At 38.7% G+C, this 23,907-nt stretch carries 21 protein-coding genes and 2 pseudogenes; 4 read left to right on the top strand and 19 right to left on the bottom strand.

All coding sequences use genetic code 11. The annotated features are described in order from the left end of the window. Positions 1 to 11: 11 nt before the first annotated feature. From gap to EAL49_RS08250, 6 genes are all read right to left on the bottom strand, one after another. Entirely contained in the window at positions 12 to 1,004 is a 993-nt protein-coding gene (gene gap, locus EAL49_RS04115) for a type I glyceraldehyde-3-phosphate dehydrogenase (RefSeq protein ID WP_120829127.1), read from the bottom strand. A gap of 81 nt (positions 1,005 to 1,085) precedes the next feature. After that, the gene (gene ung, locus EAL49_RS04110; protein WP_120829125.1) at positions 1,086 to 1,787 is read right to left on the bottom strand and encodes a uracil-DNA glycosylase; all 702 of its coding nucleotides are present in this window, start codon (positions 1,785 to 1,787) and stop codon (positions 1,086 to 1,088) included. After that, positions 1,784 to 2,497, bottom strand: coding sequence for a 1-acyl-sn-glycerol-3-phosphate acyltransferase (locus EAL49_RS04105; protein WP_000841278.1), 714 nt, complete (start codon positions 2,495 to 2,497; stop codon positions 1,784 to 1,786). The genes ung and EAL49_RS04105 overlap by 4 nt, the downstream gene beginning before the upstream one ends. Beyond that, positions 2,484 to 3,656: an SH3 domain-containing protein gene (locus tag EAL49_RS04100; RefSeq protein WP_120829123.1), complete on the bottom strand. Its 1,173-nt coding sequence runs from the start codon at positions 3,654 to 3,656 to the stop codon at positions 2,484 to 2,486. Before EAL49_RS04100 ends, EAL49_RS04105 begins: the two co-directional genes overlap by 14 nt. Positions 3,657 to 3,662: 6 nt before the next feature. Then, positions 3,663 to 5,027: a S41 family peptidase gene (locus EAL49_RS04095; RefSeq protein WP_162973104.1), complete on the bottom strand. Its 1,365-nt coding sequence runs from the start codon at positions 5,025 to 5,027 to the stop codon at positions 3,663 to 3,665. A 110-nt stretch (positions 5,028 to 5,137) separates the two neighbouring features. Beyond that, positions 5,138 to 5,362 carry a DNA methyltransferase gene (locus EAL49_RS08250; RefSeq protein ID WP_162973103.1) on the bottom strand — a complete coding sequence of 75 codons (225 nt, stop codon included), beginning with the start codon at positions 5,360 to 5,362 and terminating at the stop codon, positions 5,138 to 5,140. A gap of 63 nt (positions 5,363 to 5,425) precedes the next feature. Between EAL49_RS08250 and EAL49_RS04085 the strand changes: the two are divergent. Together EAL49_RS04085 and EAL49_RS04080 are read left to right on the top strand one after the other, a co-directional pair. Continuing rightward, a pseudogene (locus tag EAL49_RS04085) lies at positions 5,426 to 5,574 on the top strand (DNA methyltransferase); the annotation flags it as partial. Between the two features lie 112 nt (positions 5,575 to 5,686). Then, complete coding sequence (locus tag EAL49_RS04080) at positions 5,687 to 5,929, top strand: type II restriction endonuclease (protein ID WP_000446581.1); 243 nt, start codon at positions 5,687 to 5,689, stop codon at positions 5,927 to 5,929. Positions 5,930 to 6,234: 305 nt separating this feature from the next. Here EAL49_RS04080 and EAL49_RS04075 read toward each other — a convergent pair whose 3' ends face one another. Next, positions 6,235 to 7,497 (bottom strand): glycosyltransferase family 9 protein, encoded by a 1,263-nt coding sequence (locus tag EAL49_RS04075; RefSeq protein ID WP_120829207.1) that lies wholly within the window; start codon positions 7,495 to 7,497, stop codon positions 6,235 to 6,237. Between the two features lie 156 nt (positions 7,498 to 7,653). Between EAL49_RS04075 and EAL49_RS04070 the strand changes: the two are divergent. Both EAL49_RS04070 and EAL49_RS04065 read left to right on the top strand, forming a co-directional pair. Further along, positions 7,654 to 7,986 (top strand): annotated as a pseudogene (locus EAL49_RS04070) (glycosyltransferase family 9 protein); the annotation flags it as partial. Positions 7,987 to 8,083: 97 nt separating this feature from the next. Beyond that, the gene (locus EAL49_RS04065; RefSeq protein ID WP_120829119.1) at positions 8,084 to 9,529 is read left to right on the top strand and encodes a glycosyltransferase family 9 protein; all 1,446 of its coding nucleotides are present in this window, start codon (positions 8,084 to 8,086) and stop codon (positions 9,527 to 9,529) included. A gap of 426 nt (positions 9,530 to 9,955) precedes the next feature. On the opposite strand, the gene EAL49_RS04060 is transcribed toward EAL49_RS04065, so the two are convergent. The 12 genes from EAL49_RS04060 to crdR are packed head-to-tail and all read right to left on the bottom strand — an operon-like array spanning position 9,956 to position 23,889. Then, entirely contained in the window at positions 9,956 to 13,336 is a 3,381-nt protein-coding gene (locus tag EAL49_RS04060) for a type ISP restriction/modification enzyme (protein WP_120829117.1), read from the bottom strand. A gap of 24 nt (positions 13,337 to 13,360) precedes the next feature. Continuing rightward, the gene (nadC, locus tag EAL49_RS04055; RefSeq protein WP_120829116.1) at positions 13,361 to 14,182 is read right to left on the bottom strand and encodes a carboxylating nicotinate-nucleotide diphosphorylase; all 822 of its coding nucleotides are present in this window, start codon (positions 14,180 to 14,182) and stop codon (positions 13,361 to 13,363) included. Further along, on the bottom strand, positions 14,182 to 15,192 hold the full coding sequence (nadA, locus tag EAL49_RS04050) for a quinolinate synthase NadA (protein ID WP_120829114.1): 1,011 nt from the start codon (positions 15,190 to 15,192) through the stop codon (positions 14,182 to 14,184). The genes nadC and nadA overlap by 1 nt, the downstream gene beginning before the upstream one ends. After that, the gene (locus EAL49_RS04045; RefSeq protein WP_120829112.1) at positions 15,182 to 15,985 is read right to left on the bottom strand and encodes a phosphatidylserine decarboxylase; all 804 of its coding nucleotides are present in this window, start codon (positions 15,983 to 15,985) and stop codon (positions 15,182 to 15,184) included. Before EAL49_RS04045 ends, nadA begins: the two co-directional genes overlap by 11 nt. Continuing rightward, a complete protein-coding gene (locus EAL49_RS04040; RefSeq protein ID WP_000953107.1) occupies positions 15,979 to 16,485 on the bottom strand; it encodes a DUF6115 domain-containing protein in 507 nt (168 codons plus the stop codon). The genes EAL49_RS04045 and EAL49_RS04040 overlap by 7 nt, the downstream gene beginning before the upstream one ends. A gap of 12 nt (positions 16,486 to 16,497) precedes the next feature. Then, positions 16,498 to 16,992: a hypothetical protein gene (locus tag EAL49_RS04035; RefSeq protein WP_121289081.1), complete on the bottom strand. Its 495-nt coding sequence runs from the start codon at positions 16,990 to 16,992 to the stop codon at positions 16,498 to 16,500. Next, the gene (mqnP, locus tag EAL49_RS04030) at positions 16,985 to 17,869 is read right to left on the bottom strand and encodes a menaquinone biosynthesis prenyltransferase MqnP (protein WP_120829107.1); all 885 of its coding nucleotides are present in this window, start codon (positions 17,867 to 17,869) and stop codon (positions 16,985 to 16,987) included. The genes EAL49_RS04035 and mqnP overlap by 8 nt, the downstream gene beginning before the upstream one ends. 26 nt (positions 17,870 to 17,895) lie before the next feature. Then, positions 17,896 to 19,209 (bottom strand): ComEC/Rec2 family competence protein, encoded by a 1,314-nt coding sequence (locus EAL49_RS04025; RefSeq protein WP_162973102.1) that lies wholly within the window; start codon positions 19,207 to 19,209, stop codon positions 17,896 to 17,898. Further along, positions 19,206 to 20,672 (bottom strand): replicative DNA helicase, encoded by a 1,467-nt coding sequence (locus EAL49_RS04020; RefSeq protein WP_120829106.1) that lies wholly within the window; start codon positions 20,670 to 20,672, stop codon positions 19,206 to 19,208. Before EAL49_RS04020 ends, EAL49_RS04025 begins: the two co-directional genes overlap by 4 nt. Positions 20,673 to 20,682: 10 nt before the next feature. Then, positions 20,683 to 22,077 carry an NAD(P)H-hydrate dehydratase gene (locus EAL49_RS04015; RefSeq protein ID WP_120829104.1) on the bottom strand — a complete coding sequence of 465 codons (1,395 nt, stop codon included), beginning with the start codon at positions 22,075 to 22,077 and terminating at the stop codon, positions 20,683 to 20,685. 2 nt (positions 22,078 to 22,079) lie between these two features. Further along, positions 22,080 to 23,267: a copper-sensing histidine kinase CrdS gene (crdS, locus tag EAL49_RS04010; RefSeq protein WP_120829102.1), complete on the bottom strand. Its 1,188-nt coding sequence runs from the start codon at positions 23,265 to 23,267 to the stop codon at positions 22,080 to 22,082. Then, entirely contained in the window at positions 23,248 to 23,889 is a 642-nt protein-coding gene (gene crdR, locus EAL49_RS04005; RefSeq protein ID WP_120829100.1) for a copper response regulator transcription factor CrdR, read from the bottom strand. The genes crdS and crdR overlap by 20 nt, the downstream gene beginning before the upstream one ends. Between the last annotated feature and the right edge of the window lie 18 nt (positions 23,890 to 23,907).

Raw genomic sequence — 23,907 nt, 5'->3', positions numbered from 1 at the left:
AATCCTTTCTTTTAATTTTGTGCTATATATTGCGCCATGTCTATCAAGCGCTCGCTATAACCCATCTCATTATCATACCATGCCAATACTTTAGCATTTTTTTCGCCTATTGTCATGATTTGATCATCAATCACGATCGCGCTAAAAGGCGAAGAAATAAAATCGCTTGAAACAAGCCTTTCTTCATCAATACCCACAACCCCTTTAAAGGCATGCTTACAAGCGTCTTTAAGCGCATGCTGAACGCTTGCTTTACTCACAACTTTTTTAAAATTTAAAGACAGATCCACCAAGCTCACATTAGGGGTAGGCACTCTAATCGCAAGGCCTGTAACTTTAGGGCCTAAATGCGGTAAGACTAGCGAAATGGCTTTGCTCACGCCGGTGCTTGTGGGGATAAGGTTTAAACCAGCCGCTCTAGCGCGGCGGATATCTTTGTGCTTGGTGTCTAAGAGGTTTTGATCGTTAGTGTAGCTGTGGATGGTGGTTAAAAGCGCGTTTTCTACTTTAAAGGCTTCATCTAGGATTTTTAATAAAGGAGCGCTAGCGTTAGTCGTGCAAGAAGCGTTAGAAATCACGCTTTCGTTATGGTAATTCTTGTGATTCACCCCATAGACAAAGGTGGGCGTATTTTGCGCGGGAGCGGAGATGATGACTTTTTTCACGCTGTTTTTAAGATGAGCGCTTGAAGCTTCTAAGGAATTGAATTTACCGGTGCATTCTATGATGATTTCTGCGTTAGCGACAGAAAAATCAAGCTTGTTAATGTCTCGCTCGCTCAACACTAAAATGTTTTTACTATGCCCGATATTTAGGGTTCTATTGGCGTTTAATTGGGCTTCAAAATGCCCATGCACGCTGTCATGGCGGATCAAATGCAAAAGAGTTTCTAATTCAGCGGTAGAATTGATGGCTACGATTTCTATATCTTTTCTTTGACTAGCGACTCTTATAGCGCACAAACCAATGCGCCCAGTCCCATTGATAGCGATTCTAATTGGCATGTTTTCCCTTTATTTAAAAATTGCTATTTTATCACAAATGCTTTTAAATAAAGGCATTCTTAAGGGGTTCTATCTCATTAATCACAAGCTGAAATCAAAATCCTTGCGATAAACCTCTCTATAAGCTTTTTGAACGCTCGTAAAAACCCCACTCCCTAAAAACCCCCTAGATAAGGGGCTTGGGTGAGGGGCTGTGATGATGATGTGCTTATTAGGGGGAATTAAAGCGATCTTTTTTTGGGCGACTTTCCCTAATAACACCACGATTAAAGGGGAAATCGTTTTAAAAAGGCGCATCAATATTTGATCGCTAAAAGCTTCCCAGCCAATATATTGGTGCGAAGCGGCCTTATTTTTTTCCACGCTTAAAATGGCGTTCAATAAGAGCATGCCCCTTTTAGCCCATGCGCTCAAATCCCCACAATAAGGCACAGGCACGCCTAAATTCGCATGCAATTCTTTAAAAATATTTTTTAAACTTGGGGGGATGGGGGCGTTTTTTTCCACGCTAAAGCTTAAGCCCATCGCCACCGGCAATTCTTGCTCATTTTCTAGGTAGGTGGAATGGTAGGGGTCTTGCCCTAAAAGGATGATTTTAACCGCGCTAGGGGGCGTTAAATTGAGCGCATAAAACAGATTAGAGCTTCTAGGGAAAATGGTTTTAGGGCTTTTTAGGGCTTCTAAATAGCGTTTTTCTATTTCTAAAAAATAAGGCTTTTTAAATTCGCTTTGCAAAAACTCCCGCCAAGCCAAACTCAAAGGAGCGTAGTCAAAAAGCCTCATGCGTTTAGTTCGTGGTAGTGTTTTAAATACTCTTTTTGCATGCGTTCTTGTAATTCTTCATACCAGGTGGGCGAGTTAAAATCAGGCGTATAGCTTTCTAGCATGACTAAACGGGTGCGGGCTTTATAGGCTTCTAGGGGCTTGGAATTAAAGATTTTAATGGAATTGATTAACACCATGGGTTGGATTTTGAGCTGGAATTTTTCGGCGATGATTTTAGCCCCCTGCTTGAAAGGGAGGAATTTTTCTCCTCCTTTGCCTCTAGTGCCTTCAGGGAAAATCACTAAAGGGCGGTTTTGATCTAGCTTTTCCTTACACGCTTTCAAAAGGCTCACAATCCCCTTTTTATCCTCTCTGTCAATTAAAATCATTCCGGTATCCGTTAGAGCATGCCCATAAAAGGGGATTTCGCCTAGCTCTTTTTTAGCGATCCAGCAAATATTACTGGGGTGGTAGGCTTCTAAATAAATGATGTCTAGTAAGCTTTGGTGGTTTAAGACAATGAGTTTAGCGTCCGTATCAAAAGCGCCTATTTTTTCTAAATTAACCCCGGTAAGGGAAAAAAAGCACGAACAAGCCCTACGGCTAGAGCGCGCGTTATTGTTTTTGCGGTTAAAATAATTGAAAACAATGATAACAGCTAGTCCTATAGCGATCACTAAAGCCCTATAAATCGCTCTTAAACGATTGGATTTTTTATTTGACTTCATCTTTTTTGACCCATCCTATTTGTTCATGCGGCGTTAGAATTTTATAATAATCATCATGCGAACCTAAGATTTTAATCGGCATTTCATCTTTAGAAAGCCCTAAAATGGTGGAATTTTGCGTGGGCAGAATGCGGATTTTTTTATGAGCGAGCAATAGGGCTGATTTTTGCGTGAATAAAAGGTGATACAAAACAAACCCTAAGCACAAAATCCCAAGCCCTAAAAAAATGAGTTTGCGCCCAAAAATGAAAAACAACACCAAGAAAAACACGCACAAAGCGAGCAGCGCCACAAGCGCCACATTAGAAAAGACTAAAAAATTGTTTTTAGGGATGAGATCGCTTTGAATACCGGTAGTGTCTTGAGTGGGAATGGCTGAAAAAGATAAGGTTTTAAACTGCCTATTTGAAAGCGAAAAATAATCAAAAGAAAGGTTTTGAAGGGTTTTAGGCAACACGCAATAATAAAAAACGCTCCCTTCTTTAGCCTTGATCTGGTTTAAAGAGGCGTTATCAAACCCTTGCTTGATCGCTTCTTTAATAGTAAAATCTTCCCAATTAGCCTCTTTGAACGCTAATTCCATCACCAAAATATTGTTTTTATCGTCATAATCTTTGGTTTTGTATTGCACAACTTGTAAATCTTTGGCCATGACATTCGCATAACGAGGGTTTTTGGACAAATCCGTTACTTGCAAAGCAACTTTTGGGGCTATGGAATGATCGATGTATTTGTCTTTATTGGAAAATGCGCTCACTTCTAAAGGCGGAATGCTCGCTTTTATGCCTTTAATCTTATAATAATAAGTCGCTCTGAAAAGCTCTTTTTCCACCTTTTTCCATTTAGGCATTTTGCTTAAAAGCTCAATTTGGGTTTTATCCAACTCATCTTTGATTTTGGCTTCCAAAAACTCAGCGTCAAACAGCAATAAATCATAAGTTACGCCTATAGTTTGACCGATATAAACCGGGTTGTTTTCCAAATCTTCTAATTGGGGGATTTTCACATAAGCCACTTTAGCCTTGATTTCTTCTGGCCCATGAGCGTCTTCAGCAACCAAAAAGGTTACCAAAAAGCTTAAAATCAAACTGAAGGTTTTAACGATTTTGATTGAATGAGTGCAAAAACCCATCAACGATTTTTCAAATAAAAACCCCATGAGTTTTTATTTCTTCTTAGGCGCTTTTTCATCCATTTTCTCATCCACGATAGACCAGGTTTTCAAGCTGTCAATAGCGGTTTTTAGCTGAATATCATCGTTGATCATTTTAGGAGTAACCTCTTTTTCCTCTTCGTTTTTCTTGTCTTTATCCGCCTCTTTGGAATTAGGGGTTTTATCATCAAGTTTTTTAAGCTCTTGCTCTAAATGGTGTTTTAGATCCGCTTCTTTCAAGCTGAACTTATTTTCATTTTCTGGCACTTTACCCGGATAAATCACAATATCAGGCGTGATCCCCTTAGCTTGAATGGTGCGCCCGCTCGGCAAATAGTAGCGTGCGGTCGTGATTTTAATGGCTTCGTCTTTATTGACAGGGAGCAACATCTGCACGCTTCCCTTACCAAAGGTTTTTTCACCGATAATCACGGCCCGTTTGTAATCTTGCAGTGCCCCTGCGACGATCTCGCTCGCGCTCGCTGAACCGCCATTGACTAACACCGCAATAGGTAAATTGGTATAAGGGGCTCTGCCGTTAGCCTTGTATTCTAAATTTTCTTCTTTATTTTTGCCTTTTTGAGAGACTAAAACCCCCTCTTTAATAAAGAGGTTAGACAAGCCCACCGCTTGGTTTAACAACCCTCCAGGATTCCCCCTTAAATCCAACACGATCCCCTTAGCCTTAGGGTTAGCTTTTAAGCCGTCTAGAACCGATTTGGTAACATTCTTGTCAAAACCACTCACTCTCACATACAGATAAGGGGTTTCTTTAATCTTTTTCACATAGACAGAGGGGAGTTTAATGATGTCTCTAACAATGTTAAACACCAAGGGTTTTGGCTCGTTTTTCCTAACAACGGTGATCTGAATAGGGGTCTTTGGCTTGCCGTGCATGAGATTGATCGCATCATCAATGCTCATGCTCAGCGTGCTTTCGTTATTGATTTTTAGAATGTTATCGCCTGATTTAACCCCAGCCTTGTAAGCTGGAGTGCCTTCTAAAGGAGCAATAACGGTTAAAACGCCATCGCGCATGCCCACCGTGATCCCAAGCCCCCCAAATTCGCCCTCGGTTTGGGCTTGAAATTCCTTAAACTTCTTTTCATTCAAATACGCTGAATGCGCGTCCAAATTGGAGAGCAAGCCTTCAATCGCTTTAGTCATGATCTCAGAAATACTGATTTTATCCACATACTTTTTTTCAATTTCTGAAACCACATTAGAGAAACGACTGAACGCTTCCACCCTTTTAGCCGCTAATTCTTGCGGATCTTCTTTAACCGGCTTGACCGGCTTTTTTTCCTTAACTTCACCACCATGCAAACTCACAGCAAGAGAAATCGCTAACAACCCTTTAAAAAGTCGTTTTGTCATTGTTAATAGCACCACCCATTTTTGAGATTAGAAAGAATCACCTTTAAGGTTTTATTCAATTTTTTGCGTTTATTCTATCTAAAATTTAGATAACATGCCCATTCATTCACTCATTTTGAGCCTAAACGATACAACAAAAACGCATAACTCCCCGATCCATTCACATGCAAATCGCAAAGCATGTTCGTTACAAAAACATTAGAAATGGGGCTTACTTTAGAGCCTCTATCGCAAATGAGAGCGAGATTAGGCAATACAGAATAAGGGGAAAGCCAATCCTCCGCCTCTGCGGTAGATATTGTTGTCGCTCGCTTCTTTGCTGATGAATGCGGCATCAAAGTTAAAATCTCCGATGGCTTTGGCTTGGCGCGATAAGATAAGGGCGGTATTGGTATTAAATGGGGGAGCATTTTGAGAGCGTGATTTTGTCTCGTCTTAAAAAGGTTATTGGCGGTTTTAAAAGCGGTGCGGCTAAAGAATTTATAGAGGTGGGGTAATAAAAGTTTATGCATTAGAAAGCTGTGAAGAGATTTTAAAAGCCTTAAAAGAAGCGCTCATTTGGTAAGGAGAAGCAAATTTTTACAACACTAAAAGCGATAATTTTCGTGTTATAATCAGTTGGATATATTTGGTGGCAATTGAGTGTTTGGAAGGTAGTTATGGAATCAGTCAAACAAAATTTTATTGAAAAACTTAAGGTTTTTGCAACAGAATTGACTGGCCATGTTACAACTCAGTTGGGAGATTGGAAAATTAAAGGATTTATTAATATAGATAAAAATATTTATACAATTTCACCAGATACTAAAATTATTTCAAAAATTCTTGAAATCCAACTTTTCCCTAAGTTTAAAACATTTGCTAAGAAAAATGGTTATGAAATCATTATTGCTGAAAAATAAAATTGGTATCCTGATCTATCTTTTGTGTGCGAGAAAAATCCAAACATAAAGTTTGCTTGATGCACAGATTAGAGATTAGTGCTCTATAACATGCATGCTAAACTTCTAATAAGGTAATCATCGTTATAATCTTTCTCATGTTTTTTAAGGAGCGTTATAATGAAAACGAACGAAGTGCAATTTTATTTGTAACAGACCTAATCGCATAATTACAACCTCTATTTACACCCCTTATCTAGTCAGACACCCTAAAAGCAAGGATGGAAAACGGCGTTATAATAATAGATGGCGTTATTTGGACTGCTTCACACTTCTTCTATGAAGTAATCTTTATCAATATCATCAGGAGTGTTCTCTTTTAATAAATGCGGGGCGTGCTCTTTGATGCTTGCTATCACGGCACTAGGTTTTATCGTATTCACATCTCGTTGTTCCCAAATTTTCTTTGATTCTCTAAGATTTGCAAATTCAGTGGGATAAATAATATGATAGGTAGCGCAAAGCGTTTTAGGATAAGGGTGAAAGGTTGCATAAGAACTGCCATTGCTTAAAATAAAGATGTAAGGCACTTTAAGAGCCGCTGCAAAATGAGCGATACTTGATTCATTCCCTAATGCAAATTCAGCACCCTTAATGATATAGGCGTATTCCAATAAGCTAGTTTTCCCTACTAACGATATGGCATTTTTATGAGCTTTTACCAATTTAGCAGCTTCTTTTGCTTCTGTGGGCGTCGTCCCGCAAATCACTAGCTGAATGTGTTCATTCAAATAACGCACAATCCTATTAAAATACCTATAACACCTAAAAAAATCGCTTGATCCCAAATTCAACACGCCATAGCGAGAACTCAAACCATTGAGTAAATTTTGCGAACTTTCTTTAAGAACAGAAGATGGTGGCAATTCCATGCCAAAAGGCACAGGAGCTAAATCCACTCCTTTAAAAGTTTTGAAAAAAGCAGAAAATAAATCCTGATGGAATTCAAATAAGAATTTGCTCACCTTAGGGATATTGAAAAGATGGGTGTAAAAATGGCTGATTTTCCCATCGCTAACATAGACATCATGATGACCCCTATCCACAAAAGGTTCATGCCTTACGCTAACCTTAAAAGAAGCGTCTAAATGTTTCATCACTATATCATCTCTTAAAATGTCACCCCAAGGTAAAATGGGGTTAATGGCAATCTCATAATGCGTTTTTTTAAGCATCAACAATTCATTGTAGCGCTTGATGAAAAATTTGAGCAAATAACGCAGAAATTTAAAAGCATGCTGCCTGCTGTGAATGTATCCATTATATTGATTCCAAATGGAATGATCTAAGAAAATAAATTCATCAACATAAGGGCTATCGGCAACCACACTCAAATCTTTGATGACTGAATTGCCAATAAAAACAATTTTATAATCTTTGTAATGCTCTTTGAAGGGAGCAAAAAAATTGCGCGTTAAAATATAATCCCCCACCACATCCAATCTCACAATACACAAGGCTTTTTCTGTGGTGTTTTGGCGTTTAATGGGGGTGATAGAAAGCAGCTTGTCAATCAGGCGTTGTGCTATCCTAAAGAGACTATAGGAGCAATTAAAAACCTTTTTATTTATATAAAAGTAAAATAGTGGAATAGAAAATAGTAGTATTACAAGCAATAGTGGTATCAAAATACTCATAAGATCCCCAAATCTAAAATTTTATCTTCTATTATAGCAGATTAAATCCAAAGAGCGATATTAGAAGAACTCCTTAAAAAAGTCCCTTTCGCTCGCCTCTATGATACGAGCCATAGTTTAGTGGATTTAGCCAAATTGTGCGCGAATCTGTCTGTTTATATCGGGAACGCTTCAGGCCCTTTGCATGTGAACGCTTTATTTGACAACCACTCTATCGGGTTTTATCCTAACGAACTCAGCGCCTCTATTGCCAGATGGCGGCCTTTCAATGAGCGTTTTTTAGGCATCACCCCGCCTAATGGCTCAAACGATATGGGTTTGATTGACATTGAAAAAGAGGGTGAAAAGATTGTGGGTTTTATCAATTACCGCAAGATGTAGCTTTGATAAGAGACTTTTTGCTATAATCGTATCTTTGTTTATTCTTAATGTTTGCGTGAATTTTACACTATTGAACGCTAAAAAATAGGAGCTATTTTTGAAGTCTTTACTCTCTTTGTTTTTAAAATCAAAATTATCTTATCTTTATTATTACCCTTATGTAGCTTTCGTTTTGATGGTTGCAACCACTACAAGACTTTCTTTTATTAGAGATCTCTTTCTGCATCGTTATTCTTTTCAAGAACAAGTCCTTGATAACATCCAAAACCAACTAGACAGATTGCTCACCCTCACAAAGCCTACTCCTCCACCCATTCGTAAAAAAACCTTATGTTTTATCCGCTTGGACATTATTGGAGATTATATACTCTATCGCAATTTTTTACCTCTTTTTAAAAAATATTTTGAAGATTATGAAACCACCTTTATTGGAAACACCGTTATTAAGGACATAGCGACCCATTGCGATTCCCAATATAAATATATAGATAAGTTTATCTTTTTAGATAACATTTACTGGGAAAAATACTTGCGGATTGGCGCTAATGGCTCACGCCTTTCAAAATTAAAAGGATTGTTATTTTTTCTCCCAAAGTTCATGAGAAAACGCTACGAAGATGTTTCTAATTTAAGAAAAGAAAGCTACGAGATATGCATTAATAGTTCTATGTTTTATTTTTCAACTAAAGAAGACGCTATTATAAAGCACTTGATTGCCGAAAATAAAGTGGGGGTTTTTTGCACCCACCCAATAGAATCGCTTCATAGAATCCGCTTAAGAGAACAAACAGAAATTAGAAAAAGCTTTTACACGCATTTGTTCTATCCTAAAGAAGTGCCGCAATTCCTCTATGATTCAAATCAAGATTTTTTTCAGTCTTTTTTTAAGCATTTTAAAGGCGTGGATATAGGGTTTGTTGGACTTGAATTAAAACTCCCCATCGCTTTTGAATATGAAAAGTTTAAGAATATTCTAAAACCACCTTATGGCGTGTTGAATCTCGGAGCTAGCGATGATTTTAGAGTGTATAAGCGCTTTGATGAGATGATCTATTTTTTAAATCCTGACTACCAACTCGTTCTTTGCGGAAACTCTAAAGAAGATGAAAAGCTTGCCAATTCCATTCTAAAACGCCACAAAAATGCCATTTCTTTAGTCAATCAAACTGATTTGGCAGAATACATCCATCTTTTAAAGAACGCTAGTTTTGCAATAGGTAATGAATCTTCTATCATGCATTTGAGTGCTTGTTTGAAAATCCCTTATGCGTTCATAGTCTCTTCGGGTCTCTCAAGCCCAAGATTCCACCCCTACCCAAAGAAAGTTGGCCCTAATATCCACATGATCTATCCAAGGGATTTTCAAAAAATAATTTCTAGGTCTAGCAACTGGATGTTCAAAGCCATGACTATGCCACACCCGCCAACGGATTTTGTGAATCCGCAAGATATTATTAACGCCATTAAACATTTTGCCCCTCATCTCTTGAAAGAAGATGTGCCATCTAATACCAACGAAACAACCTATTTTGAACGAGTTTGATTGCGTTACAAGTTTTTAGAGAATAACTTTCAGTTTTAGATTGTAAAAAACATAGAAATCTGCTTTTTACTGAGCAATGATATAAACTCTTTTCAAATTCACGCTCTTAAAAAGGCTTTATTTTTCAACGAAGACGCTTGGACTTTTGACTTTAATAGATAAATCAGGCAAATATGGACAATCATAACCCTACCACTTTCTAATATCCATTCCCATAAACCTGATACAAGTTTTCCTTATACCTAAACTCACACTCTTTTAAATGGAGTAAATGGTTGATTTATGAGTGGTTTTTGCTATGTTAAACGATACAACAAAAACGCATAACTCCCCGATCCATTCACATGCAAATCGCAAAGCATGTTCGTTACAAAAACATTAGAAATGGGGCTTACTTTAGAGCCTCTATCGCAAATGAGAGCGAGATTAGGCAATACAGAATAAGGGGAAAGCCAATCCTCCGCCTCTGCGGTAGATATTGTTGTCGCTCGCTTCTTTGCTGATGAATGCGGCATCAAAGTTAAAATCTCCGATGGCTTTGGCTTGGCGCGATAAGATAAGGGCGGTATTGGTATTAAATGGGGGGGGGGGTGGATTTTGCAAGATTTCTTGCATTAACGCTTCGCTGTCATCCCCTTTTAAATGAGGCAAATCGCTCGTCAAAAATCCAAGCGTTTTTTGGATTTCAATCGTGCACGCGATGACTTTAATGATATTGCTTACATGATCAAAGTCGCAAGGCTCGTTTTTATGGCTTTTTAAATATTTGTCTAAAACGCAATACCCCCCTATCCTGTAATCATAAATTTCTTCACTCACCCCCCTAAAATAAGCGCTATGGTTGATATAAAGGCGTTGTTCTGGCTCGTTATGAGAGGGCTTTTTGATGATGGGGTTACGCTCATGCCCTTCTTCTTTATAGCAAGATTCGCCTATGGTGGCGTCTTTTAGTTTTTCAAAACTGTAATTCAAGCTTTCTTTATTTAAAACATGCAAGCCGATCAACTCAATCCCTAAAAGGCTTAAGGCTCTAAATAAATCTTTATTTTCTGTGAAAAGGATTTTAGGGTAATCGGCTTTGAGAAAGTCTTCATAACGCTTGCGGTAATTTGGGGAATACAATAACGCATAGATATAGCCTAAAATCTCTAGCGGCTCAAAAGGGTGGTTGTAATGCTTGTCTATAAAGCTTCTAAACTCTGGCGTAAAATTCTCGGTGTAGTTGGGGTGTTTGAATTGATAGAGGGGGTAATTATATCCTACCCCCATGCTTCCTGCCGAAGCTATTAGATTTATATCAACTAATTCTTTATGCGCCATCACATAACGCCATTCGCCATACATTTTGCTTTGTCGTGCAATATTTAGCGCGACATTTTTGCACGTTTGATTGGGTGTTTTAGGATCTGTTGGGGGGGGGGGGGGTAACATGTGCTTGAATGTATTCTCTCTCGCTCTTTCTAATTTTTTGGTATCGTAATAAACTTTACGAATATCAAAAGGACGATAGTGAATGTCCTTAACGCATTGTTCGTTAAACTCGTTATAATATTTTAAGACTTGCTCTTTTAAATTTTCAGTGTTGTTGGCAATAAAAATTTTATCTTTTCCCGTAACAATTCCTACACTTGAGATTTGAAACATATCCTGAACGCTAAACCCTTGCTCGTATTCATCTAAAAAGCGCGTTTCTTGGGGTATAAGCAAGCAAAAAGGCTCTCTTGGGGTAAGCTCAAGCCATTCAATACTATCCAAATCATGTTGGGCTAAAAAGGCGTATTTTTCAGCCCTTTCGCCATACACATCATAATAGTGGATTTTTTTCTTGGTGGCTTGCGGGCTTTTGACAAAAAGGTTAATAGAGACGCCTTGCATGATATTGAAAACGTTTTCATCTTTCGCACCTTGTGGGGTTTTCTCCTTTTTCTTAGCGTTTCCATGCAAGTTTAGGATATAAAGCTCATCGTAGCATTTTAAAAGAGAACGCCTTAACCCCCTAAAAGTCGGGTTATCTAAAAAGCCGTTGTTAGAAATGAAGCCAAAAAGGCCATGCCCTAATGATTCGATCTTGTTTTGAGCGAAACGCATGAATTTCACGTAATCATCTAAAAGCCATTTAGGGTTTTTTTCCTTTTGCTGTTTGTATTTAGAATAGAGGCTTTTAAGTTCCTTTAGGGCTTTTTTGCTGTCGCCTTGTTTTTGGGCTTGAATGTTCTTTAAAAGCGTTTGGATTTCATCGGTGAGTTTTATATTTTTCTTGGTTTCTATAGTTTGAAATTCAGGCTCTATGCCGTAAGTGGCTTTCACTTCCCATTCAAACAAGCCCTCATTGCTGCTCGCCCCGCTATAAGGGGGATTACCGGTGATGATAAGGATCTTTTCATCTTTCTTGATCTCTTGAGCGCTTAAAAGTTCTTTTTCAAAAATTGGGTTTAGCCCCCGATAAGCAGCGATCTCACTAGGCTGTATGAGGGTGTTGGTCAAAACGATTTGAAGCGCATCGTTTTCTTTGAGAGGTCTTTTAAATTCCTCCTTAAAGGCTTGGCTGAGATTCAAATGAGCGATCGCATAAGGAGCGATCAAGTATTCAAACCCATAAAATTGCTTTAAGAGGTTTTGGTATTTGTCTTCTTTAGTGGAGATGCCTCCATCGCTTGTTTTTCTCGTTTCTAGCGCTTTTCTAAACGCTTCCAATAAAAAAGTGCCTGTGCCGGTAGCAAAATCTAAGAGCTTGATGTTTTCATTGTCTAAAGCGCTTTTTAAACCTAAGGGAGCGTCCTTAAAATGCGTTTTAAGCAAACTATCTAAAGCGTTAATGATGAATTTCACCACAGAATCAGGGGTGTAATACACGCCCTTTTTCTCTCGCAATTTAGGGTCATAAGCGCTTAAAAAGGTTTCATAAAAGTGCAAATAAGGGTCTTTATCCTCGTTCAAATCTTTAAGGATAGAGTCCATATCAACATGATTGATCAAGCTTAAAATTTCATCTAAAAGCCATTGGATTTCTTTGATCCCATCAAGTTTCTTTAAAAAATCCGCCATCTCTCTGATCACAGCGAAATTTTTAGGAATGGATTTTCTCACATTGTCCCAATTTATTTTTTCAAAGGGGTGGTTGAGCTTGGCTATAAAAAGGCTGTAGGTGAGCGTTTGAGCGAACGCATCGCTAAAGTCTTCAAAACTCAATTCTTCATAAAGATATTCTTTAAAATTCTTAAAAATGCTAGAAACTTGCTCGTCTTTTTGGTATGTGATTAAAGCGTCTTTTAGATACTTGGTGGGCGTGCTTAAATGCGTTGCAAAATCTTTAGCGTTAGTGATAGGGGCTGCTTCGTAATTGAAAAAGCCTTTAAAAAATTCAATCAGATCGCGCTCGGTTTGCGGGTTGGGTTTTAGGGGTTTAGAGAGTTCATCAGGGCTAGCGACAGAAATTTCTTTTTTGATTAAAGGCTCATTATTTTCATCTTTCCCTACCCACACGAACTTAAGGTAATTCGTGAGCATGAGGTTAGGGTTTAATTCTAAATATTTAAGGATTTGAGCGCTTTTTTCGCTTTCTACAATCTTTCTAAGATCAGTCCCTACCCTTTTATTTTCTATATAACCAATGTTCAGCCCTTGAAAAGAAACGCGAAAATCAGGCTGACCCCCTTGTTTGTCTCTGTTAGGCTCATGTTCAATCTTAAATTCTTTATTGAAATGGTCTTTTAAGCGATTAAGCAAGTTGTGTAAAAAAGGGCGGTGCGTGAGTTCGTTCTTTTCAGGCGTCAGATCTTTAATGCCTTCTAAATATTCTTTTAGCATGCCAATAACCCCTTTTTAAAGTCTTTAAGCCATTTTCATGTGCATGTCAATAAAAGTGGCTTGATGGATTAACGCCCCTACGCTAATGGCATCCACGCCGCTTTTGGCGTAAGCGTTGATGTTCTCTAGTGAAATGTTCCCGCTCGCTTCCAATAAAACAAAGGGATAATGCGCATCTCTATAAGCGGCAATTTCTTTCGTTTCTCCAACGCTCAAATTATCGCACATCACAATATCCGCTCCCGCGTTCATGGCGTTTTTGGCCTCTTCAAAGCTCTCGCATTCAATTTCAATTTTAGCCGTGAAAGGCAAGTTTTTTCTGGCATGCGTTAAAAAGCTTTTGATATCTTTTACATGCTTTAAATGCGTGTCTTTAAGCATTAAAGCGTCATCTAGCCCTAAGCGGTGGTTGCTCGCTCCCCCATTAAGCACGGAATATTTTTCAAAGATCCTTAAAAGGGGTCTGGTTTTTCGTGTGTCCAACAAACGCACTTTATGAGAATTTAAAGCTTCTACAAAACGACTCGTTAAAGTAGCGATCCCGCTGCTGTGTTGCAAAAGGTTTAAAAGGGTGCGCTCAATCTTTAAAAGCATGCTAAAATCCCCCTTAATCTCCATTAAAGTGTCTTTAGGCTTGAAGCGTTCTTTATCTTTAATGGTTTGAGTGCATTCAATGCCGGTCATTTGAAGCAACTCTAAAGCGTATTTTTCGCCTGAAAACACGCCCTCTTGTTTAGCCCTAACAAAAGCCGTGGCTTTAAAATCTTTTTCTAACACCCTTTCAAACAAATCCCCATGCCCTAAATCTTCTTTTAAAGCGCGTTCTAAAAAGGTTTTTATCTCCATTAAGACAACTCCATCATTTTAGTTAAAGCGAGTTTGGCTAAGTGCGCCACCTCATCTTTTAATTCAATCGTATTGTAAGCCCTGTGGTTTTTATAGGCTTTTAAGACTTCAAACAAATCTTTTAAAGTCGTTTCGTTCATGGTAGGGCAAAGGGCGAGCGTGCTAGAAAGAATGAAAGTGTTTTGATGGTTGCGCTTGGCTTTCAAGCGGTTGACTAAATGGCTTTCAGTGCCTATGGCGACTTTTTGATCGGGGCTTAGCTTTTCTACAAATTCTATGATTTGACTCGTTGATCCGCTAAAATCAGCGTTAGAAACCACGCTAGGCTCGCACTCTGGATGGACAGCGATTAAAATATCCGGGTATTTTTGGCGGTAAAATTCAATGTCTTCTAATTTGAAAAGCTGATGCACCGAACAAAAGCCGTTATAACAAACCACATCAGCGTTTTTGATTTCTTCTTGGCTATTTACGCCTAAAATCGCGCTTTTTAAGCCATTTTCTAGGGCCAGATTTTCCCCCAAGCATTTATCCGGTAAAAAAAAGATTTTTTTATTTTGTTTTAAAGCGTGATTAAAGATCTTAGAAGCGTTGCGGCTCGTGCAAACCACGCCGTCATCTTTAGCGACTTTGGCTTTCACTTCAGCGTTAGAATTGATATAAGTGATAGGGTAAAATTCTTTAACGCCGTATTCTTTCAATAAATGAACGCTTCTATCGTAGTAATGGCTGTCTATCATTCTTGCCATAGAGCAGCATGAGAGTTTGGGCATGATCACTTGCTTGTCAAAGGCTAGGGCTTTCACGCTCTCACCCATGAAATGCACCCCACAAAACACGATGAGGTTTTTATCGCTTTGGCTTGCGATTTTAGCCAACTCCAAGCTATCGCCTGTATAATGGGCTAACTCTACAATCTCATCTTTTTGGTAAAAATGAGCCACTAAAAGCGCGTCTAAATCGTTCAACAATTCTAAAATAGAAGTTTTTAAATCGTTATCAGTTGGCATGAAATTCCCCTATACTTTCCCCAAACTTCACGCTTTTTTCTTTCAAATCTTTAAAAGCGGTGTTTTGAATGAATAAAACGATAGTAGAGCCCATTTCAAAATTCCCTAAATTATCCCCTTTTTTCACCTTAATCGGCGGGTTGTAAAAGTAGGTTTGCGTGAAACGGGCTTTAGCGTTAGTTTGGATATTCTTATCAAAATTAAAACGCATTTTACCCACATTTAACGCTCCCACCGCTACAAAATACAATCGATTGCCTTGAATGTCTTTTGCAACAAGCACTACCCTTTCATTGCCCACAAACAGATTGTTATTTTTGTGTAATGAGGGCTTATTGACTGGCAGTAATTTCCCCGCAAAATAACGAGCTTCTAAAATTTCTAAATCGCAAGGGGCGTGGTAGTGGTGGTAATCTTTGGGCGAAAGGTAAAAATTCGCATAGAAAAAAGAAGGGCTTAAGGGGTTGATTTCGCCCACTAATTCATGCGCTTTATAGGGCATGCCTTTAATCTGTAAGGCGCTATTATTGTCTAAAAAAGCGCATTCCGTGATCAAAGCGTCGCACGGCGCAATGCAAATATTAGGGGCTTTGTCAAAGGGGCGCTCTTTTTTTAAAGAGCGCGTGAAAAGGGCGTTCAAACTCTTATAATTTTCTAAAGGCTCAAACTCGCTCAAATCAATTTTGAAGATCTTAACATAAAGAGCGTTGATGCCTTTTTGGATAAAAGAAGGGAATTTATAGCCAGCCACAGAGCCAAAAACCCTTGAAAGAGCGTTGCTTAAAGCTACCATTTTAACCCTGCCATGTTCAATATAAATTCCACCTCGCCCTTACTCACTTTAAACTCTTTTGAAATAGAATCCACGCTATAACCCTCTTGATACATTTTCAAAACCTGTTTTTCATTGATTTCATCGCTAGCGGCATAATGCCCCATGTCTTTGAATTTGTTTTCTAAAGTAATGATTTTTTCTTCTAAATAATCGCGCTCTTTGTCCATGGATTTTTGGATTTCTTGCAATTGGTTATAAAGGTGTGAAAGGGTTGTTCTTAATGAGCTATCCTCTTTAGCGCTCTTTTCTAAAGAAAGGCCTTCCAAACGCCCCTCTAATTCTTTCAAACGCTTAGAATAAATATAATTTTCTTGATAGGATTCGTCTAAGGTTTTTTCTAAACGCCTCATTTTATGGTAAAACTCTTTTTCTTTAAGATACAAATACCCCACCAAGCACACCAACACCAATAAAATCGCCCCTAAAACGACCATAAACAAATCATTAGAAGATAACATGATTGCTCCCGTTCATAATTTTAAGCCTTTTCTTTCGCTATCAACAATGAAAGAATCATAACGCTTAATATCTAAGGCGTGCATGCGAGTGATTTCTAAAAAATCTTTATCCCTTGCCACGCCAAAAAAGGCTAGGATTTTCCCTTCTAACACGCAACGCCCATAGTAAGTTTGAGGCGCTATCAGGCTTTGTTTTTTTAGGCAAACTAGCCCATGCCCTAAAGCGATGATGCGGTTATTTTGCTCCAATTCAAGCAGGTTTTCTTTTAAAAGCAGGCTCTCTAATTTTTCTAATTTAAAATACAGCGCTTTGAGCAATTCCAGAGTGTCATTTTCAACATTCAAGCGTGAAAAATCAAAGCCAGAATTTAACCAATCAAATTCTTCTAACACCGCTAAAGAGCGTTTAGTTTTAGAGATAAACCTTTCATAAGAGAACGATAAATCGCATTGGACTAAGCGCGTTTCAAACCCTAAAGCTTGGGATCTTAAAACCAACTCATGCATGCTTAAACCCCACATCAAGGACAATAAAAATAAAAAACACCACCCCCAAATAGCCATTACTCACAAAAAAGGCTTTAGGAATGTTTTTATAATCTCTGGCCACTAAGATCTGCTCATAGAGTAAGATCAAGGCTGAAACCCCTAAGCCTAAATACGCAAAAAGCCCCCCATGGTAGCATTTCACAAAAAAAAACCAGCAGATCAGTGCTACAAGGTGTGAGAGCCTTGAAAGATTCAAGCACCATTTTTCCCCTAATTGACTAGGAATGGAAAACAAGCCCCTTTCTTTATCAAACTCCATATCCTGTAAAGAATAGAGCAAATCAAACCCAGCCACCCATAACATCACCCCTAAAGCCAAAAAGACATTCCATAAAGGAATATCCCCTAAAACCGCCACGCTTCCCGCAATGGGGGCCAAACCCAAAGCCAAACCCACGACAAAATGCGCCAAAGAAGAAAAGCGCTTGAAATACGAATACCCCCCTAAAATGATTAAAAAAGGCAGTGAGAGCTTGAAAGCTAAAGGGTTAATGAAATAGCTCACCACCACGAACAAAAGAGCGTTTGAAACGCTAAAAATGACCATGCCTTTAACGCTGATTCGACCATCCACGCTCGGGCGGTTTTTGGTCCTTGGGTTGTCTTTATCAATATCCCTATCCACTAAGCGGTTAAACCCCATAGCGAAGTTTCTTGCCCCTAATAAGGCTAAAAAACAAAGAATTAGGGTTTCTAACCCAAAAAAGAGCGTTTGATTTTTTTGATAGGAGCTTATGACCATAGCCATGAGTAAAAACATGCTAGAAAATATCGTATGCTCCAAAGCGACCAACTCGCTTAAAGCTTTGATTTTGTGCGTGATTTTTTTAAGCAATTATTTGATCCCTAAAAATGACTTTTCTAACCTACAATTAAGCTAGGCATTATAATATATTGATAGCAACAATACAAGAAAAAGCCCGCGCTTAAAACATTCATGCTTAAATAAACTTTAAAAAAACGCGCGCTCACAATCGTTAAAAACAAATGCACCCCTAAAAGCCATAAGGGTGAAGGAACCGAAATCGTAGGGATTGTTAAAGGCATGCTTAAAATATGATCCAATAAAGACCCTAAACCCACCGCATGCAAGAACAAACTCAAAGGGAAAAACACGATAAAAATCAAGCCTAAAGGAATGCTAAAGAGCTGGTAGGGCGAAAACATAGGGAAAAAGGCATGCGCAACAATGAGCATGTTCAAAAACACCAGCGCGCTTAAGCTTATGACCTGAAAAGATCGCATCAAAAAAGAAGAGGTTTTAAAAAAGGCTTGAGTGTGTTTTAAGAATAAAAAGATATACCACACCCCACAAACAGAAAGCAAAAACCCCACGCTAAAAAGCAATTTAGGGAGTAACGCTATGGCGATACAGCACGCTAAAATCAAAAGTTTAAAACTCAAAAGCCTTACCCCAAAAAAGCATGCCAAAAACCCTAATAAGCCCATTAAAAACGCCCTAAAAAAAGAGGGTAAAAAATCTAATAGCAATAAATACCCCAGCAAAAAAACCCACACCAAAACCCCTATATCATAAAAAGCGTTCCTATAAGGGAAATAGCGTTTTTGTAAGGGGGTATAAAAAAGAGAGAAAAGAAAATACACGCTCGCGCTCAAAATCCCTAAATGAAACCCGCTAATGGCTAATAAGTGGTTGATCCCTAGCGCGTTAGCCCTGTCTCTCAAATCTTTATTCAAGCTATCCCCTATAAATAACGCTCGATACAAATTGCCCACTAAAGCGCTTAAATGAACGCTGTCAATGAAATGGCGCCAATGCGATTTGAAATCCTGTTTTCGCGTTAAAGAAAAAGAATAAGTTTGAAAAAAGCATGATTTTAGAGACTCTAAAAACGAGCAGGGCTTGAACTTGCCAAAAAATTGTGCGTGGCGGTATTGGAGGTTTTTTAAAGGCTCTTTAATGGTGGAATAAAAGATCATGCCCTTTGATTGGAGCTTTAAAACAAAATAGGTTTTTTGATCTTTAGTTTTAGGGTATTGCAACAGGATTTGAGCGTTCAGGCTTGTCGGTTTTGAAAAATCAAGCTTTTGGTAATTCAAGTATTCTAAATAAAGATTGATCGCCAACAAAAGGCTTAAAATAACCCCACACAACAAGTATTCTTTGGGGGTTGTAAGAAGTTCAAACGCCCCCTGAAAGGTTTTGTCTTTCAAGGTGTAACTATATCGTAATCCACTTTAGTTTCTTGTCTCTCTTCTAAATGGGAATCTATGGGCATGTCTTCATAGCGCGTGAAAGGAGCGTTAAAGCGCGTATAAACCGTTCCTGTAGCCCCATTCCTGTTTTTAGCCACAATGATTTCAGCCTCTTCAATACTGCCATTTTGCTTGTGGATACGCCTTTCTTCATTAACTTTTAGGTGCAACTCTTGCGCCTCTTCAATTTTGCCTTCTTTTTTGAGTTTGTCTATTTTATTGTCTTCAGCCCTCATTTGATAGATATAGCCTCTATACAAAAATAAAACAATATCAGCGTCCTGTTCAATCCCTCCGCTGTCTTTAATATCCGAAAGAATGGGCCGTTTATCGTCTCGGTTTTCCAGGCTGCGGTTGAGTTGGACTAGCGCTATGATAGGGATTTCTAATTCTCTGGCTAAAGTTTTAAGCTCTCTTGAAATTTCAGCGATCTGTTCATGGCGCTCTTTAGTGGCTTTACTCCCTGACATGAGTTGCAAATAGTCAATAAAAGCGATACCCAATTCCTTGTGTTGGGATTTAAGCTTTCGCAGTTGCAAGCGGATTTGCTCTATCCTCACATAGCTTTTATCATAAAAGAAGAGTTTTTTTTGCGAAAGGTGATCGTAGCATTTGGCTAAATTTTCCCATTGATCATCATCAAGCCTCCCGCTTTCTAAATCATGCATGTTAATAGAAGTGAGATCCGATAACGCTCTTAAAGCGAGTTGCTCCGCAGACATTTCTAAACTAAAAACCGCTACCCCTCTATCGTCATTGAGTGCAGCTAAGACCATGTTCATCATCAAACTGGTTTTACCCATAGACGGCCTTGCCCCTATAATGACTAAACTCCCCTTATTAAAACCGCTCGTATAATTATCCAATTGGACAAAGCCAGTCGGTATGCCAGTAACTTCCAAACTCCCTTTTCTTTGGTTTTCTGTGATGAGATCCATTGCGCTTTCAAGCACTTCTTTAATGCTCCTAAAGCCCTCTATGGTGCTGCCATTCAATAACGCATAGACTTCTCGCTCCACAGCGCCTAAAATATCGCTGGATTTTTGCGCGCTTTCTAGGGCTTGCTCTCTAATGGTGTTAGCCAAGCCAAAAAGTTTTCGTTTAATGGAAGCGTTTTTAATCTCTTCCACATAGGCTTCAATATTATCTATGGGGCTTGCCGCAAAAATAGCGACCAGATCTTCTTCTTTGATTTGCTTGTCTTTAGGCATTTTTTGGCGGATAAAGTTCTCATCAATGGGGCAATCTTCTTCATGCAGTTTTAAAGCGATTTCAAAAAACAAGCCGTTAGGCGGGTAGTAAAAATCGCTAGGCTCTAAAACGCTATGGACCTCTTCAATCTTATGATTGGCCAACACAATGCCTGAAAGCACGATCCTTTCAATGTTTTGCAATTGCTGCAAATGCTTTAAATGATCCATTTTTATCCTTTTATAATCGTTTGATCTTTTCTATCAAATCTAGGGGCGTTAAAGCGTAATTATTCTTAAAATCTAAACCCGCTAGAGCGTGCGCTAGGCTTGCGTTAATAGCGGCGTCTAAAGGCGTGTAGTTTTGAGAAAGCAAGCTTAAAATAAGCCCCGCTAACACATCGCCACTGCCTGCTTTGGCTAAAGCCACGCTCCCTAAATTGTTGATAAAAGTTCGCCCTTGATGAGCGATTAGGGTATTAGCCCCTTTTAAAAGCAAAACCACTTTGGGGTATTTTTGAGAAAAATCCCTTGCGATTTCTAGTTTATTATCTAACAATTCTAGCATGCTTATATGGATCCCCACTAATTTTAACAACGATAAAAACTCTTTAGGGTGAGGGGTTAAAATCACTTCTTTTTCTAAGGCTTGCAAGACCTCTTTGTGATAAAAAACGCCCGCATCTAAAACGCATGGGGCTAATTCAAGCCACTTGTTAAAATCTTTTGGGATATTTTCTAACCCCATGCCAAGAGCGAACGCGCTGAGCTTTTTAGGGAAATTTTCACAAAAGACCAATTCTAAAGGCTTGTTATTAGAAGTTATCTCGCATTCTAACGCTTGAACGCTCACCACCCCAGATCCAAAACTTAACGCGCTTAATGCGCTCAATAACCCCGCCCCACTATGCTTGCCTAAAAGAACATGCACATGCCCGTAATCGCCTTTATGAGCGTTTTTTTTATCCCTTAGGGGCAGTTTCAAATCGCTTTTTTCTAGTAAAAAAGTGTCCGTTGGGATTTCATAAACTTGATGAAAAACCCCCAAATGCCCCACTTTCAATTCCCCTATATAATCTTTAGCCCTATCGCTCAATAAGCATGACTTGATAGCGCCCATGCTGATAGTCGTATCCGCTCTAAACGCTCCCTTATCCACTCTGCCTTTAGAATCTATCCCGCTAGGAATATCGCAAGCGATTTTAAAGCGCGCTTTTTGAGAAAAGCTTTCAAAGTCTAAAAACGGCTCTAATTCGCCCTTAAAAGCGCTCCCTACCACGCAATCTATTAACACATCGCATTCTAAATCTTCATTCTTTTCTCCCCATGTTTTGATGACCACCCCTGCTTTTTTAGCCCTTTCTTTTTGCAATTGGCACATGGGGCTTTTGGCTAATTTCATTTCAAAGACTAGCACTCTAAAACGCCCCACTAAACGCCTGGCTAGAGCATAACCATCGCCTCCGTTATCCCCACTCCCACAAAGGATAATGACTTTAGCGCCTAAAGAAGCGTTTTGTAAAACCGCCCTTTCTAAAGCCATAGCGGCGTTTTCCATTAAAATGTCTTCGCTTAAAAACAATTCTTCAATCGCCCTTTTGTCTAGGGCATTCACTTTTTCATACACTGAAAGCATTTTTATCCTTGAAAATGAATACAAAACGAATTTTCGTAAAACGATCCTTTTAAAGAGGGTTCGCTATGGATTTCTAAACGCATTTTATACTTTTCGCACACTTTTTTCACTAAATCTAATCCTATACCATAGCCCAACACGCCAGAATTGAAACGCGCGTAACGAACGCTTAATTCTTTAATCTTGTCTTTAGGGATTTCATACCCTAAATTTTTCACTTTCAAAAACGCATGCGTTAGTTCTATGTGGATATACCCATGCATGACGCTGTATTTGATCGCATTCATGAGCAAATTGCTATAAAGCGAAAGGAAATCCTGCTCTTTAGCCTTAAACGCCACTCCCGCTAAATCGCTTTTAAATTCCAGCTTGTGGTAGTCTATCATCTCGCTAAAAAGCGTGTTTTCTTTAATAATCAGGGCTTTTAAATCTAAAAGCATAGGGGTTTCGCGCTCAATATCTTGCATCACTAAATACGAGAGCGAGCGGTATAAAAAACTCATGCGCTGGATAGCGATTTTAATGCGGCGGTGTTGTTGGTTGTCTTCTAAGGTTTTTAAAGACAAGACTAAAGCGCTCATGGGGGTGTTTAATTCATGCGTGGTGTTTTTTAAAAAGTGATCAATGCGGGTGATTTCATTCCTAATGGGCTTTAAAAACAAACGCCCCAAAAACACAGAAACCCCTATCACGCATAAAAACGCTATAACAAACACTAAAACAATGTTACGATACAAAGAAGAAAAATGAAGGGGTTTAGGATTTTTAAAAAGCATTTTAGCCACGCCTAAATGAGCGAAAGTTTCATCAGTCATAAGGTAATACTCCCCCTTAAAACTAAAAAAGCCCACTTCTTTATGGTTTTTAATCAAATCCGCGCTTTCAGGGATATTGGAATACAAAACACGCTTTTTGCTATCAAAAAGGGCTATGGAATTATCTTTATAGCGTGAAATGAGGGCGTTTAAAGCGTGGTGGTAATTTGCATGCGTTTGCATGTGCAATTGGATCACTTCGCTAGCGATTTTAGAAGCCATTTTGTCCATATCCATGCGTATCATTTTGATTTTTTCGTTTTTTTCATAGTTGAACGCTAAGATACTAATCACTAGCATTAACACAAACGAAGAGCCTAAATAAGTCCCTAAAAAGAGTTTGAGGGATTTTTTTTCATAGTGGGTTAAAGCGATAGCCCACCCCCTTGTGCGTTTCTATGCAATTTTTACCCAAAAGCTTGCGCAACACTTTAATATAAGTGCGTAAGGTGGAGTCATCAATCGCTTGATCCCATAAATTATTTTCTAACACTTGAGAGCTGATGATTTGCCCCTTATGCTCTAAAAAATACTCTAAAAGTTGAGCGGTTTTAGGCGCTAGGATTTCCTTTTTCCCCTTAATATTCAAAGAGTGTTGGGAATAAAAAACATCAGGTGCAATTTCTATAGGATCATCATTGAAAAATCTTTTAATGCGCGCTTCTAATTCGTCCAAATCAAAAGGCTTTTTCAAATAATCGCTCGCCCCTAAATTAAAAGCGTTTTTTAAGGTAGCGTTATCCTGTAAGGCGGTGATAAAAATCACAGGCGTAGAGATTAAAAAATCGTTTTTGATGCGCTTAAACAATTCCAAGCTATTCATTTCAGGCACTTGCACGTCTAAAAGCAAGAGGTTAAAACGCTCAACAGAGAGCCTTTCATAAGCCTCTTTCCCGTTAAAAGCACAAAACACTTCATAGCCCAAATGCTCCAAAAACTCCTTGATACTCTCGCTTAAAAGGTAATCGTCTTCTAGTAAAAAAATCTTTTTTTGCATGGGGGTATTGTAGCGCTA

The sequence above is a fragment of the Helicobacter pylori genome (assembly GCF_003637665.1).
Lineage (GTDB): Bacteria > Campylobacterota > Campylobacteria > Campylobacterales > Helicobacteraceae > Helicobacter > Helicobacter pylori_CK.
This window is presented reverse-complemented; position numbering and strand designations above follow the sequence as displayed.